This window comes from Brevundimonas sp. (assembly GCF_035627475.1).
Classification (GTDB): domain Bacteria; phylum Pseudomonadota; class Alphaproteobacteria; order Caulobacterales; family Caulobacteraceae; genus Brevundimonas.
Genome location: NZ_DASPLR010000044.1, coordinates 1 through 12,778, shown reverse-complemented (window position 1 = coordinate 12,778; position 12,778 = coordinate 1). Strand labels below are relative to the sequence as shown.

16 protein-coding genes are annotated in these 12,778 nt (G+C 68.8%); 11 read left to right on the top strand and 5 right to left on the bottom strand.

Features of this window, described 5'->3' with window-relative positions; translation table 11 throughout:
- The first annotated feature begins 1 nt into the window (after position 1).
- Together VEA62_RS11410 and VEA62_RS11405 are read left to right on the top strand one after the other, a co-directional pair.
- Entirely contained in the window at positions 2–1,015 is a 1,014-nt protein-coding gene (locus VEA62_RS11410; RefSeq protein WP_324821712.1) for a threonine aldolase family protein, read from the top strand.
- A 71-nt stretch (positions 1,016–1,086) separates the two neighbouring features.
- On the top strand, positions 1,087–1,242 hold the full coding sequence (locus VEA62_RS11405; RefSeq protein WP_324821710.1) for a hypothetical protein: 156 nt from the start codon (positions 1,087–1,089) through the stop codon (positions 1,240–1,242).
- Between the two features lie 3 nt (positions 1,243–1,245).
- Here the strand turns inward: VEA62_RS11405 and VEA62_RS11400 are convergent, their stop codons facing one another.
- Positions 1,246–1,806 carry a sigma-70 family RNA polymerase sigma factor gene (locus VEA62_RS11400; RefSeq protein ID WP_324821708.1) on the bottom strand — a complete coding sequence of 187 codons (561 nt, stop codon included), beginning with the start codon at positions 1,804–1,806 and terminating at the stop codon, positions 1,246–1,248.
- A gap of 165 nt (positions 1,807–1,971) precedes the next feature.
- Here VEA62_RS11400 and egtB point away from each other — a divergent pair, with 165 nt between their 5' ends.
- Positions 1,972–4,131, top strand: a complete 2,160-nt coding sequence (gene egtB / locus VEA62_RS11395; protein ID WP_324821707.1) for an ergothioneine biosynthesis protein EgtB — start codon at positions 1,972–1,974, stop codon at positions 4,129–4,131.
- A gap of 57 nt (positions 4,132–4,188) precedes the next feature.
- Here egtB and VEA62_RS11390 read toward each other — a convergent pair whose 3' ends face one another.
- Positions 4,189–4,416 (bottom strand): general stress protein, encoded by a 228-nt coding sequence (locus VEA62_RS11390; protein WP_324821705.1) that lies wholly within the window; start codon positions 4,414–4,416, stop codon positions 4,189–4,191.
- Between the two features lie 114 nt (positions 4,417–4,530).
- The gene (locus VEA62_RS11385) at positions 4,531–4,701 is read right to left on the bottom strand and encodes a hypothetical protein (RefSeq protein ID WP_324821703.1); all 171 of its coding nucleotides are present in this window, start codon (positions 4,699–4,701) and stop codon (positions 4,531–4,533) included.
- Positions 4,702–4,825: 124 nt separating this feature from the next.
- Here VEA62_RS11385 and VEA62_RS11380 point away from each other — a divergent pair, with 124 nt between their 5' ends.
- Complete coding sequence (locus VEA62_RS11380) at positions 4,826–5,116, top strand: hypothetical protein (RefSeq protein ID WP_324821701.1); 291 nt, start codon at positions 4,826–4,828, stop codon at positions 5,114–5,116.
- On the opposite strand, the gene VEA62_RS11375 is transcribed toward VEA62_RS11380, so the two are convergent.
- Positions 5,113–5,814 carry an MBL fold metallo-hydrolase gene (locus VEA62_RS11375; protein WP_324821699.1) on the bottom strand — a complete coding sequence of 234 codons (702 nt, stop codon included), beginning with the start codon at positions 5,812–5,814 and terminating at the stop codon, positions 5,113–5,115. The two genes, VEA62_RS11380 and VEA62_RS11375, sit on opposite strands and share 4 nt — an antisense overlap.
- A gap of 203 nt (positions 5,815–6,017) precedes the next feature.
- Between VEA62_RS11375 and tig the strand changes: the two genes are divergently transcribed.
- From tig to VEA62_RS11345, 6 genes are all read left to right on the top strand, one after another.
- On the top strand, positions 6,018–7,361 hold the full coding sequence (gene tig / locus VEA62_RS11370) for a trigger factor (protein WP_324821697.1): 1,344 nt from the start codon (positions 6,018–6,020) through the stop codon (positions 7,359–7,361).
- 144 nt (positions 7,362–7,505) lie between these two features.
- Positions 7,506–8,429, top strand: coding sequence for a hypothetical protein (locus VEA62_RS11365; protein ID WP_324821695.1), 924 nt, complete (start codon positions 7,506–7,508; stop codon positions 8,427–8,429).
- Positions 8,426–9,379, top strand: a complete 954-nt coding sequence (locus VEA62_RS11360; protein ID WP_324821693.1) for a hypothetical protein — start codon at positions 8,426–8,428, stop codon at positions 9,377–9,379. Before VEA62_RS11365 ends, VEA62_RS11360 begins: the two co-directional genes overlap by 4 nt.
- A 50-nt stretch (positions 9,380–9,429) precedes the next feature.
- Positions 9,430–10,344 (top strand): hypothetical protein, encoded by a 915-nt coding sequence (locus tag VEA62_RS11355; protein ID WP_324821691.1) that lies wholly within the window; start codon positions 9,430–9,432, stop codon positions 10,342–10,344.
- A gap of 103 nt (positions 10,345–10,447) precedes the next feature.
- Entirely contained in the window at positions 10,448–11,095 is a 648-nt protein-coding gene (locus VEA62_RS11350) for an ATP-dependent Clp protease proteolytic subunit (RefSeq protein ID WP_324811987.1), read from the top strand.
- A gap of 70 nt (positions 11,096–11,165) precedes the next feature.
- Positions 11,166–11,483 carry a hypothetical protein gene (locus VEA62_RS11345; protein ID WP_324821689.1) on the top strand — a complete coding sequence of 106 codons (318 nt, stop codon included), beginning with the start codon at positions 11,166–11,168 and terminating at the stop codon, positions 11,481–11,483.
- Positions 11,484–11,486: 3 nt separating this feature from the next.
- Here VEA62_RS11345 and VEA62_RS11340 read toward each other — a convergent pair whose 3' ends face one another.
- On the bottom strand, positions 11,487–12,134 hold the full coding sequence (locus VEA62_RS11340; protein ID WP_414641893.1) for an HAD-IB family hydrolase: 648 nt from the start codon (positions 12,132–12,134) through the stop codon (positions 11,487–11,489).
- A 189-nt stretch (positions 12,135–12,323) separates the two neighbouring features.
- Between VEA62_RS11340 and VEA62_RS11335 the strand changes: the two genes are divergently transcribed.
- The coding region (locus VEA62_RS11335; protein ID WP_324821685.1) for a ClpX C4-type zinc finger protein at positions 12,324–12,778 on the top strand (455 nt) is incomplete at its 3' end.

Sequence of the window (12,778 nt, the reverse complement as noted above, 5' to 3'; positions counted from 1 at the left end):
GATGCGTTACGACTTCGGATCGGACAACACCGCAGGCATGGCTCCGGCCGCGCTGCAGGCCCTGGTCGAGGCCAATGCGGGCTATGCGCGGGCCTACGGCGCCGACGACGTCACCGCCCGGGCCGCCGACCAGATCCGCCGCCGGCTGGACGCGGACGCCGAGATCCGCTTCGTCTTCTCCGGCACGGCGGCGAACGCCATCGCCCTGTCGATGCTGGCGTGGCCGCACGAGGCGGTGCTGGCTCATCATGCCGCCCATGTCTGCACCGACGAGACAGGGGCCCCGGGCTTCTTCGGCTCAGGCGTGGGCCTGATCGGCCTGCCCGGATTCTCCGGCAAGATCGACCCGCTGGCGCTGACCGCGGCGCTCGACGAGCCGGAGGTCGGCCACCGCCAGCCGCCGGCGGCTCTGAGCCTGACCCAGTCCACCGAATACGGCACGGTCTACAGCGAGGAGGAACTGCGCCACCTGGTCGAGCCGGTGAAGCTGAAGGGCTACGGCGTGCACCTGGACGGAGCGCGGCTGGCCAATGCGGCGGCGGCGGGGTTCGACCTGACCCAGATCGCCCGGTTGGGAGTGGACGTGCTGGTGTTCGGCGGGGCCAAGGCGGGGGCCAACTGCACCGAGGCCATCGTCATGTTCGACAGGTCGCTGGCCCGGCGGATCGACAACCGGCTGAAACAGGCGGGGCAGACCGCCTCCAAGGCCCGCTATCTGGCCGCGCCCTTCCTGGGCCTGCTGGAAAGCAACGCCTGGGAGGACGGCGCCGCCCACGCCAACCTGATGGCTCAGCGGCTGGCGGACGGCATCCTCGCGGGATCGGCCTTCGCCCTGGCGCATCCGGTCGAGGCCAACGCCGTCTTCGTGCGCATGTCGCCGGAGGCCCACCGGCGGCTCAATGAGCTCGGCTGGGCCTGCTACCGGTTCGACGACGGATCGGTCCGCTTCGTCTGCTCCTGGGCCACGACGGCCGAGGCGGTGGAGGAGCTGCTGGACGCAATTCGCAGTCTCTGATGCGGAACATTATGTCGGAAAGCCGACTTAACTGTTCAACTTCAGTGCGCCGCAGGTTAGTGAAGCAGCCTATGGCGAAGCGATTGAAAGATCAGGAAATGCCGCCGGTGGACCGGGTTTTGCGCGACGCATTCGAAGCCGTCGAGACCGAGCCGGTGCCCGAGGCAATCACCACCCACGTCGACCGGCTGGCCGCCGACCCGAAGCGGGCCGACAAGCTCTCCTGAGCCTCAGGCGTCTCCGCGGGGCATGTCCATGGCCTCGGCCAGACGATTTCGCGCGCGGTTGACGCGGCTCTTGATGGTGCCGAGCGCGCAGCCGGCGATCTCCGCCGCTTCTTCGTAGGACAGGCCGGCGGCGCCCACCATGACGATGGCCTCGCGGTGCTCGGGGGGCAGGTCGTCGAGGGCGGTCTTCAGGGCGCTGAGCTCGACGGTCCATTCCTGGCTGCCCTCGGCGGTCAGGCGCGCGGCGTGGTGGCCGTCCTCGTCCGCCACCTCACGGCTGCGCTTTGCGACCGAAGAATACCAGGAGTTCCGCAGGATGGTGAAAAGCCAGGCCCTGAGATTTGTGCCGGGCTCGAAGCGGTCGCGGTAGGTCCACGCCTTGGTCAGGGTCTCCTGGACGAGATCGTCCGCGTCGGCGCCGTTGCGCGACAGGGACCAGGCGAAGGCGCGCAGCGAGGGGATGCGCGCCGTGACGGCCTCGCGCCAGTCGGTCCGGTCGACGATTCCCCCGGGGGCGGCGGGGCCGGAATCCTGACCCTCCAGTGGCGCACGGGGCAGCGACATGCGGAAAAAGCTCTCGATAACGGAATGTCACCGGAAATCAGGGACGTGTGATCTGAACGCCTGCTCGGCTGGACCGTTCCGCTGGACAGGCAAGCTTCCGCATGGAACAAAACGGGACCATGGCGCGTTGTCCCGAACCGCCGGGCTATGGCAAGGGGGCTGAGCATGAGCGCAACCATCAGGGCCTCCGCGACGAGGGGCGCGATGATCGAGGAGTTCCGCCGCGTCCGCTCCGCCATGCCGGCGCTGACCTGGGGGCTGAGCCCGGAGGACCTGGCGGCCCAGTCGATGCCCGACTGCAGCCCCGGCAAGTGGCACCTGGCCCATACCAGCTGGTTCTTCGAGGCCCTGATCCTGGGCGATGAGCCGGGCTACCGGCCGGTCGATCCGCGGTTCCATACCCTGTTCAACAGCTATTACGAGGCGCTGGGCGAGCGGGTGGAGCGGCGCGAGCGCGGGCTGATGACGCGGCCATCCCTGGACGAGGTGCTGGCCTACAGGCGCGAGGTCGACCGCCGCATGGAGGCGTGGCTGGAACGCAGCGCGCCGGATGAGCGGCAGGCCTATCTCTTCACCCTCGGTCTGCATCACGACCAGCAGCATCAGGAGCTCTTCCTGATGGACCTGCTGAACCTGATGTCCAGGTCGCCGCTGGATCCCGCCGCCTATGACGCGGAGCCGCGAGGGCTGCCGGCGCAGGGTCCCCGGGGCGGCATGACCCGGTTCGAGGGCGGCCTGGTCAGGATCGGCCACGAGGGGGGCGGCTTCGCCTTCGACAACGAGGGACCGGCCCATCGCGAATGGCTGGAGCCCTATGGGCTGGACCATGATCTGGTCAGCAACGCGGACTGGATGGCCTTCATGGAGGACGGCGGTTACCGCCGCCCGGAGCTGTGGCTGTCGGACGGCTGGGCGGTCGTGAAGGCGGAAGGCTGGGCGGCTCCGCTATACTGGCGCGGGGGCGACGGAGCCTGGACCACGATGACGCTGGCGGGGCGGCGTCCGGTCGAACCCGACGCGCCGGTGCGGCACGTCAGCTTCTACGAGGCCGAGGCCTTCGCCCGCTGGGCCGGCCGGCGCCTGCCGACCGAGGCGGAGTGGGAACATGCGGTCCGCTGCCGGCCCGAAATGTTCTCGAACGCTTTTGGCGAGGTCTGGCAGTGGACCTCGAGCGCATACACCCCATATCGGGGCTTCAGGCCGACCGAAGGAACCGCGTCTGAGTACAACGGCAAGTTCATGGCCAATCAGATTGTGCTGCGCGGGTCGTCCTGGGCGACGCCGGAGGGGCATGGACGGGTCAGCTACCGGAACTTCTTCTATCCGCATCAGAGGTGGGCGTTCATGGGATTGAGACTGGCCGAAGATTTGCCGCCGACGCCTGCGCGCGCGCAGAAGGACGGCGAGACGGCCCGCTTCCGCCGCGACCTGCTCGCCGGCCTGGCCCGCTCGCCAAAGACCGCGTCGCCCAAATGGTTCTACGACGCCGAGGGGTCGCGGCTGTTCGAGGAGATCACCCGGCTGCCGGAATACTACCCGACCCGGCAGGAGGCCGCCCTGCTGCGGGAGGTCGCTCCCGCGTGGGCGGCCCGGTTCGGCGCGGATGCGACGCTGGTCGAGTTTGGATCCGGCGCCAGCGAGAAGACCCGGATCGTGCTGGACGCGGCCCCCGGCCTTGCCGCCTACGTTCCGATCGACATCAGCGCCGACGCGCTGAACGCCGCGGCCCGGCGGATCGCCGAGAGCTATCCGGCTCTCACCGTGGCGCCCCTGGTGGGCGACTTCCTTCACCTGGCCGCACTGCCCGAGGGAATAGGCCGGGGCCGGCGGGTCGGCTTCTTCCCCGGCTCGACGATCGGGAACCTGGAGCCGGCGGAGGCCGAGGCCTTCCTGAGCGCGGCCCGGACGCAGCTGGGCGAGGGCGCCCTGTTCGTTCTCGGCGTGGATCTGGTCAAGTCACCCGAGGTGCTGACCGCCGCCTACGACGACGCGGCCGGGGTGACGGCCGCCTTCAACCGCAACCTGCTGGTTCGCGCCAACCGTGAGCTGAAGGCGGGGTTCGACATCGACAGCTTCGTTCACCGGGCGGTGTGGAACGCGGACGCCTCCCGCATGGAAATGCATCTGGAGGCGAGCTGCGATCAGGAGGTGGAGATCGACGGCCGTGTCATCGCCTTCCGCAAGGGCGAGACCATCCACACGGAGAACTCGCGCAAATTCACCGAAGCCTCGGTGCGCGAATTGGCGGCGGCCTCGGGCTGGAGGGTCGCGGCCTTCGAAGCGGGCCCCGAGCCGTCGGTGGCGCTGGCCCTGCTCGAGTCCTGACCGGCAAAAAAGGGGCGGCTCCCCGGAGGAGCCGCCCGTCGGTTGGGGAACCGGTGGCTAGGCCTGATCGCCGCGGCGCGCGTCCTTGGTGCGGGAACCGTGCGAGGCCTCGCCGCCCTTGCGTCCCGCCTGGGCCGCCAGGCTGCGATCCTGCGAGAAGCTGCGCTTTTCGCTCGGCACGCTGGCTCCGCCCTTGCGCGCGATCTCGCGCTGTCGCTCGGGGTCCATGGAGGCGAAGCCCCGCTTGGAGACGCCAGAGGCTCGTGTGGGCTGACCTACTGCCATTGCAATGTCCTTTCACGCCGACGGTCGAGGTTGCTGAATGAACCCCCGCGCCGCCGTCCGGTTCCGGCCCGCACCTCACGGAAACGCGAGCGAATCAGGGGGTTTGGAGCGGCGTCAGCCGCCGCCTTCGCCATAGGGTCTTGAATCGCCTTCGCCGCCGCCGCCGGGGTCGAGGGGCGGCACCTCCGCAGGCGTCGAGCCGGGATCGATGTCCGGCTGGGGGGTGTCCGGTTGCGGGATATCGGGCTGGGGCGTGCCGGGCGGGGTGGGTTCGATATAGGTCATGGCGGCCTCCTTCAGCGAACTGAACGCCGGGCCGGAGGGCCCGTTCAATCACGATCCGAAAGGTCCGGAACCGCCGCGGCGTGCGCGGATTGAACTGCCGAAGTCCACCCCCAGGGAGCCCGCCATGACCGAGACCTACACCGGCCCGACCTCGCCCGAGGACATCGAGGACGAAGCCGATCTGGAGACGGCCCGCCTGGAACGGGAGGCGGACGCCATCCTGGCGGAGGGCGAGGCGCGGGCTTTCGGTCCGAAACCGGTGCACGAGGCGGTGCGCGAGGACGCTCTGGCCGCGCGCGAGTGGAGCCGGGCCCGGACCGAGCGGCTGCGGCGCGCGGTCGAGGACGAGCCGATCAGGGCCACGCTTTACGCCCTGGGAATCGGCGTCGTGATCGGAATGCTGATCGCCCGCTAGGACGGCCCCGTGGCGGCGCGGGCGATCGGGGCCCGCCGCATGGCCTCGTCGGACACGAAAGGATTGTTCCGCCGCTCGGCCCCGAAGGTCGAGCTGGGCCCGTGCCCCGGGACGAAGGTCACGTCGTCGCCGAGCGGCCAGAGCCGGGTCACGATGGCGCTCAGGAGTGCGCCGTGGTCGCTGCGCGGAAAGTCCGTCCGGCCGATCGAGCCCTGGAACAGGACATCGCCCACCTGGGCGAAACGGGCCTCGCGGTTGAAGAAGACGACGTGGCCGGGCGTGTGGCCCGGGCAGTGGTAGACCTCCCAGGTCGTTTCGCCGAGCGTCAGCACGTCGCCATTGGCCAGCCAACGGGTCGGGGTGAAGCTGCGCGCCTCAGGCAGGCCGTACATCCGGCCCTGCTGAGGGATGCCGTCGATCCAGAACTGATCGTCCGGGTGGGGGCCGATGATGTCGAGGCCGGTCTTTTCCTGCATCTCCGCCGCGCCGCCGGCGTGGTCGAGGTGGCCGTGGGTGATCCAGATGGCGTCGAGCGTCAGCCCCTGCTTCGCCACTGCGCCCAGAAGGGCGTCGACCGAGGCGCCCGGGTCGATGATCGCGGCCTTCAGCGTCTTGCGGCACCAGACGAGGGTGCAGTTCTGCTGCAGCGGCGTGACGGGGAAGACGGCGACGCCGATCGGGGGAGGGGGCTGGTCCATGGCCTCCCAGATAGCGGCTCCCGCCTTCGGCCGAAACCCGATCCCTGCGGGTTCACATTGACCTTTCGGGCCGTCCTCTACATAAGGGCGGGCTTCAAGGCGCCGCCTCACCGGAAACGGCTTCGAGGCGGCCCTTTTTGCTTTACCCACACCGCGCAGCGCCTGCCTCAATGGCGCCGCCCCAGAGCGTCAGAATCCCGACCATGCAAGTCGTCGAAAAGTCCTCCGAAGGCCTCAGCCGCGTGATCGCGGTGACCATTCCCGCCGAGGAGCTGAACCAGAAGCTTGACGCGAAACTGAAGGAAGTCGCGCCGCAGATGAAGCTGAAGGGCTTCCGTCCCGGCAAGGTCCCGGCCTCGCACGTCCGCAAGACCTTCGGCCGCGACCTGATGGGCGAGATCGTCAACAACGCCCTCAACGAGTCGAGCCAGAAGGCGCTGGACGACGCCAAGGTGCGCCCCGCCGCCCCGGCCGAGATGAAGCTGACCTCGGACATGGACAAGGTTCTGACCGGCGGCGAGGATCTCGCCTACGAGATGTCGCTGGAGGTGATGCCGGACTTCACGCCGGTCGACATCAAGACGCTGAAGCTGAAGCGTCCGACCTACGAGGCCAGCGACGCCGACCTCGAAGAGGCGCTGAACGAGCTGGCCGGACAGGCCAAGACCTACGAGGACAAGACCGGCAAGACCGTCAAGGCCGCCGAGGGCGACGAGGTCACCATCGACTTCCTGGGCAAGCTGGACGGCGAGCCGTTCGAGGGCGGCGCCGCCGAGGACACCCAGCTGGTGATCGGTTCGGGCCGCTTCATCCCGGGCTTCGAGGAACAGCTGAAGGGCGCCAAGGTCGGCGAGGAGAAGGTTCTCAACGTGACCTTCCCGGAGGACTACCAGGCCAAACATCTGGCCGGCAAAGCCGTGACCTTCGACGTCAAGGTCAAGGCCATCAAGGCCGAGGCCCCCGCCAAGGTGGACGAGGACTTCGCCAAGCGCATCGGCCTGGAGTCGCTGGACAAGCTCAAGGAGCTGCTGCGCGACAACCTGAACCAGCAGTACAAGGGCGCGGCCCGCTTCAAGCTGAAGCGCGCCCTGCTCGACGAGCTGGACAAGGCCCACGACTTCCCGCTGCCGCCCAGGATGGTCGACGCCGAGTTCGAGGGCATCTGGTCGCAGGTTCAGGCCGACAAGGAAGCCGGCCGCCTGCCCGAAGAGGACGCCAAGAAGTCCGAGAAGAAGCTCAAGGAAGAGTACCGCAAGATCGCCGAGCGCCGCGTGCGCCTGGGTCTGGTGCTGGCCGAGATCGGCCGCGCCAACAACGTCCAGGTCACCGACCAGGAGCTGAACAACGCCATCATGAACGAGGCCCGCAACTACCCGGGCCAGGAGCGTCAGGTGCTGGACTTCTACCGCCAGAACCCGAACGCCGCCGCCCAGATGCGCGCCCCGATCTATGAGGAGAAGGTCTGCGACCTGATCTTCGATCAGGCCAAGGTGACCGACGCCAAGATCACCAAGGAAGAGCTGCTCAAGGAAGACGACGACATCTGATCCCGTCTTCCCTCCCTGATTTCCAGCCCCCGCTCCGCCCGCCGGAGCGGGGGTTTGCATGTCCGGCCGCCCGATTGACGATCCCGGCTTTCGGGAACAGGGTACAACTCCGGCTTGGGCCGGAGCGCAACCTGGCGGCCCGCCATGACCTTCGCATCCCTGCTCGGCGCCCTGACCCTGGCGGCGCTGTCACCACAGAATTCGCCAGCCGTTCCCCAAACGCCCCCGGCCGATGATCCGACCGGCGCCGCGGTGCTGGAGGATGTGGTCATCGACGGCCGGCGTCTGGATGAGCGGGTCCGCGAGTTCGTCGAAGAGGTGGCCGCGCCGCCGCGCAGAAGGGGCATCGCCCGTTGGTGGGACCGGGTCTGCTTCGGCGTGGTCAATCTGCAGCCGGATCAGGCGCGAGCCCTGGTCGACAGGCTCTCGACCGTGGCCGACGAGTACGGCGTTCGGCTGGCGGAGCCCGGTTGCCGGCCCAATGTGGTGGTGATCTTCGCCGATGACGGCCGGGCCATGGCCGACGCCGTCGTCGAGGCGGAGCGTCCGCTGTTTCACCTCGGCGTAGGCGGGCTGGACCGCGGCAAGGCGGCGCTCGAGGTCTTCCGGCAATCGGACGCGCCGGTCCGCTGGTGGCACGTCAGCCTGCCGGTCATCGGATCGACCGGTCAGCGCGCGATCCGCATGCCCGGCGACTTCGGACCGATCTACGTCCCGGCCGAGGGTCTGGTGAACCACGGCCGGCCCATCACCGACGTGCTCAACAAGGTCATCGTCATCGTGGACGCGGGGAAGGTCGAGGGGATCGGCGGCGACCAGCTGGCCGAATATCTGGCGATGGTCAGCCTCGCCCAGGTCGATCCGGAGGGCGATATCGCGGGCTACGACACCGTCCTGAACCTGTTCGCCGCCTCGGCGGCTCCCGCCGGGCTGACGACCTGGGACCGGAGCTATCTCGAGAGCCTGTACCGGTCCCGGCCCGACCGGATCGATCCCTCGCGGCAGGCGCGGGCGGTGACCCGCATCCTCAGGGCAGGGGAGGACGGCGCGCCGGAGGCCCAGCCATGATCGTCGGCGCACTGCTCGCCGCGGTCCTCGCCGCGCAGCAGGTTGCGCCGCCGGCGCCCGTCCCGGCCGACGACCCGGTCCGGCTGGAGGATGTCGTCGTCGATGCGCGGCGGCTGGAGGCCGCGGCCGAGGAATACGTCGACCTGGTCGCCGCCCCCGCGGGCCGCCGTGGGCTGGCGCGCTGGCATGACGGCGTCTGTGTCGGCGTGGCCAACCTCGAGAACGGGGTGTCGCAACAGCTGGCCGATCAGGTCTCCGACGTCGCCCGCGGTCTCGGCCTGAGGGCGCACGAGCCGCCGTGCCATCCCAGCGTTCTGATCATCGCCACCACCGACGCGGCGCGCTTCGCCGAGGATTTCGTGGCTGTCCGCCCGGTGCTGTTCCGGGTCGGCTCGCCGGGAATGGACCGGGGCAAGGCGGCGCTGCGGGACTTCACCACCGAGGAGCGGCCGGTGCGCTGGTGGCATGTCAGCCTGCCGATCGACAGCCAGACCGGCATGCCCGTGATCCGGATGCCCGGCGAGGTCAACGGCGATGGCGTCGGGCCCGGCGCGGCGATGGACTATGCGCCGATCACCAACGTGAATTCTCCGTCGCGGCTGAGCAGCCAGTATGTCGATGTGCTGAAACGGGTGTTCATCATCGTCGACGTCGACCGTCTGAACGGCGCGACGGCGCAGCAGCTCGGGGCCTACCTGGCCATGGTGGCGCTGGCCCAGGTGGATCCCGACGCGGACACCAGCCAGTTCGACACCATCCTGAACCTGTTCGACGATCCCGCCGCGGCCCCGCCGGGGCTGAGCGGCTGGGACCAGGCCTATCTGGAGGGGCTGTACGGCTCCGGCTCGGAATCGCATCGCATCAACCAGCGTAGCCAGGTCCAGGCGGTGGCGGCGGCGATCGCCGATGCCTACCGGAACAGGCCGGAGGGGGCGTCCGAACCCGATTGACGGCGTGCGCCGCGGTCGCCACGGTCGGGAAATTCCCTCCGGAGTTCCCGATGTCCCTGCACGCCCTGGCTGTCCTGTCGCTGCTGGCCGGTTCGCCGCAGCAGGCCCTGCCGCAGCAGCCTCCGGCCGCGCAGGCCCAGGAGCCGGCGACCGATCTGGGCGAGGTCACGATCGAGGGACGCCGGCTGGCCGGGATGGCCCGTGATTTCGTCGGCGAGATCGCCGCCCCGGCCCAGCGTCGGGGGCTGGCCCGCTGGCGCGGCGACATCTGCGTCGGCGTGGCCAATCTGGAGAGCGAGCGCGCCCAGTATGTCGCCGACCGGATCTCGACCGTGGCGGAAGACCTCGGCCTGTCGCCGGGGCAGCCGGGCTGCCGCGCAAACATACTGGTGGTCTTCGCCGACGACGGCCAGGCCCTGGCGGCGGCCCTGGTGGACCACAACCGCCGAGCCTTCCATCTCGGCGTCAGTGGGCTGGATCGTGGTGGCGAGGCGCTGGAGCGGTTCGCGGCGAGCATCCGGCCCGTTCGCTGGTGGCAGGTCAGCCTGCCCGTCGACCGCGACACGCGCGAGCGGGCGGTGCGCCTGCCCGGCGACCTGTCGCCGCCGGTGACGACCGTCCGGGGCGTGTCGCGGCTGAACAGCCAGGTGGTCGACGAACTGAACAAGACGATCGTGATCGTCGACGTCGATCTGGTCGCGGGCGCCGACATCGTCCAGCTGGCCGACTACGTCGCCATGGTTTCGCTGGCCCAGGTCGATCCCGACGCCGACACTACCGGCTTTGACACCGTGCTGAATGTGTTCTCCGATCCTGGCTCGGCTCCGGGCCTGACGCCGTGGGACTGGTCATACCTTCATGCCCTGTACGGCTCCGAGCGGATGCGCCAGAATCCGGGCAGCATCGCCGGGGAGGTCGCCGATGGCCTGGCGCGGTCGCGCCGGTCGTCGGACGAGGCGGAATGAGGAGCGAGCGACCTCGCGCCTTGCGTCAACCGTCCCGCGACGCGATATCCTGTCCAACAGGCGGCGGCCGGTGAGTCGCCCCGAGCATCCCGAGAAGGCCCATATGCGCGATCCCATCGAACTGATGAACATGAACCTCGTCCCGATGGTGGTCGAGCAATCCAGCCGGGGCGAGCGGGCCTTTGACATCTTCTCTCGGCTGCTGCGCGAGCGGATCATCTTCCTGACCGGACCTTTCGAGGACGGCATGGCGTCGCTGATCTGCGCCCAGCTGCTGTTCCTGGAATCGGAGAACCCGAAGAAGGAAATCAGCATGTACATCAACAGCCCCGGCGGTCAGGTGACCTCGGCGCTGGCGATCTACGACACCATGCAATACATCCGCTCGCCGGTTTCGACGGTGTGCATGGGCATGGCCGCCTCTGCCGGCTCGCTGATCCTCGCCGCCGGCGCCGCCGGCCAGCGGGTGGCCCTGCCAAACGCCCGCATCATGGTGCACCAGCCCTCGGGCGGCTTCCGTGGTCAGGCCTCGGACATCGAGCGCCACGCCGAGGACATCCGCTACACCAAGCGCCGCCTGAACGAGATCTACGTCCACCACACCGGCCGGACGTATGAGGAGGTCGAGAAGACCCTCGACCGCGACCACTTCATGTCGGCCGAGGAGTCCAAGGCCTGGGGCATCGTCGACCACGTCTATGACAAGCGCGAGCAGGCCGACGAGGACGGGGTCAAGACGCCCGGATCCTGATCCGTCCTGCATGAACGGAAGAGGCGCGCCCCCCGGGGTGCGCCTTTTTCATTTGTGCTATCAGGCCGCCATGCAGACGCGTGACACCAGCGGGACCGTCGAGGTCGACGGCGACATCTATCACTGGCAGCTTCGGCGCCAGCCCCGGCCCACCACGGGCGGGCAGTGGGAAGGCATCGCCGTGACCCTGCGGCAGCAGGACTTCAAACGGGAGGCCGTGGTGCAGTTCCCGCCGCCGCTGCGCCCCAACGGCCGCCCGGACACCGAGAAGCAGTTCGTGAACACGGATCACGTCCGCAACGCCGTCGCCGCGGCGATCGAGGCGGGCTGGAACCCGACCTCGCGCGGCAAGGCCGTAGTGTTCGACGTGGACGCCGAGGGGCGGTGAACCTCAGGGACGGCCGGTGAAGACCCGGAAACCCGGCTCGTCGGCGATCTGCAGCATCTCCGTGTCGCCGGAGGTGTCGCCATAGGCCGCGGCGAGGCGGACCTGCTCGCCATAGACGGCGCGCAACCGCCGCACCTTCTCCTCGCCCCGGCAGTTGGGGCTGGCGAAGGCGCCGGTGACCCGGTCTTCGGCGTCGAACACCAGCGGCGTCCCGAGCAGGGCCTCCGCGCCGAGCCGGCGGGCGAACGGGGCCACGGTGGTTTCAGGACTGGCGGTGACGATCACCCGGTGCGCGCCCTTCTCGCCCCAAGCGTTCCAGCAGGCGAGGGCGTCGGGCCGCATGAACCTGTCCCAAATCCGGTCAGCGAAGCGTTCGGCCTCGGCCTCCAATGTCGTCCGGTCCACGCCTTTGAGGAATTCGCGCACCGAGGCGGCCTTGATCCGGCCCCGGTCACGGTCGTGGGCGTAGGTCGCCACGGCGGGGGCCATCTTCACCAGACCCAGCGCCCAGCCGCCCGGACCGGCCCGCCAGCGCAGGAATTCGGTGAAACTGTCGCGGATCGTCAGGGTGCCGTCGAAGTCGAAGGCGACGATGGCCTGATCCTTGCGGGGCCGCTGGCGAAACGGAGCGTCGCTTCCCATGTCAGACATTCGCCGCGATCACCATCAACAGTGAACCGTCCGCTTCCGCCTCCTGCTCCGCTTTCGCGGGGTTGTGGCGGGCGGCGGGATGGGTGATTGTCATTTTTTGAAGACCTTTGCGCCCATTGTTCGGGAATCAAACGCAGGGGATGCGCGTTTGGCCTCATATCGGGGCCATCGCGGGAGTGAGAAGGGTCGATGACCAAAGCCGCCGGCACAGACGCCAAAAGCACGCTCTACTGCTCTTTCTGCGGAAAGAGCCAGCACGAGGTGCGCAAGCTCATCGCCGGGCCGACCGTGTTCATCTGCGATGAATGCGTCGAGCTCTGCATGGATATCATCCGTGAAGAGCACAAGATCTCGTTCTCCAAGGCCAAGGACGGCGTGCCGTCGCCCAAGGAGATCCGCGAGGTCCTCGACGACTACGTGATCGGCCAGTCGCACGCCAAGAAGGTGCTGAGCGTCGCCGTCCACAATCACTACAAGCGCCTGAACCACGCGACGAAGAACAACGACGTCGAGCTGGCCAAGTCGAACATCATGCTGATCGGGCCGACCGGCTCGGGCAAGACGCTGCTGGCCCAGACGCTGGCGCGCATCATCGACGTGCCCTTCACCATGGCCGACGCCACGACCCTGACCGAAGCCGGTTA

Excerpts from the sequence above, each read along its gene's own strand:
- VEA62_RS11410 (WP_324821712.1), top strand. The coding sequence starts at position 2 with ATGCGTTACGACTTCGGATCGGACAACACCGCAGGCATGGCTCCGGCC.
- VEA62_RS11405 (WP_324821710.1), top strand. The coding sequence starts at position 1,087 with ATGGCGAAGCGATTGAAAGATCAGGAAATGCCGCCGGTGGACCGGGTT.
- VEA62_RS11400 (WP_324821708.1), bottom strand. The coding sequence starts at position 1,806 with ATGTCGCTGCCCCGTGCGCCACTGGAGGGTCAGGATTCCGGCCCCGCC.
- egtB (WP_324821707.1), top strand. The coding sequence starts at position 1,972 with ATGAGCGCAACCATCAGGGCCTCCGCGACGAGGGGCGCGATGATCGAG.
- VEA62_RS11390 (WP_324821705.1), bottom strand. The coding sequence starts at position 4,416 with ATGGCAGTAGGTCAGCCCACACGAGCCTCTGGCGTCTCCAAGCGGGGC.
- VEA62_RS11385 (WP_324821703.1), bottom strand. The coding sequence starts at position 4,701 with ATGACCTATATCGAACCCACCCCGCCCGGCACGCCCCAGCCCGATATC.
- VEA62_RS11380 (WP_324821701.1), top strand. The coding sequence starts at position 4,826 with ATGACCGAGACCTACACCGGCCCGACCTCGCCCGAGGACATCGAGGAC.
- VEA62_RS11375 (WP_324821699.1), bottom strand. The coding sequence starts at position 5,814 with ATGGACCAGCCCCCTCCCCCGATCGGCGTCGCCGTCTTCCCCGTCACG.
- tig (WP_324821697.1), top strand. The coding sequence starts at position 6,018 with ATGCAAGTCGTCGAAAAGTCCTCCGAAGGCCTCAGCCGCGTGATCGCG.
- VEA62_RS11365 (WP_324821695.1), top strand. The coding sequence starts at position 7,506 with ATGACCTTCGCATCCCTGCTCGGCGCCCTGACCCTGGCGGCGCTGTCA.
- VEA62_RS11360 (WP_324821693.1), top strand. The coding sequence starts at position 8,426 with ATGATCGTCGGCGCACTGCTCGCCGCGGTCCTCGCCGCGCAGCAGGTT.
- VEA62_RS11355 (WP_324821691.1), top strand. The coding sequence starts at position 9,430 with ATGTCCCTGCACGCCCTGGCTGTCCTGTCGCTGCTGGCCGGTTCGCCG.
- VEA62_RS11350 (WP_324811987.1), top strand. The coding sequence starts at position 10,448 with ATGCGCGATCCCATCGAACTGATGAACATGAACCTCGTCCCGATGGTG.
- VEA62_RS11345 (WP_324821689.1), top strand. The coding sequence starts at position 11,166 with ATGCAGACGCGTGACACCAGCGGGACCGTCGAGGTCGACGGCGACATC.
- VEA62_RS11340 (WP_414641893.1), bottom strand. The coding sequence starts at position 12,134 with ATGTCTGACATGGGAAGCGACGCTCCGTTTCGCCAGCGGCCCCGCAAG.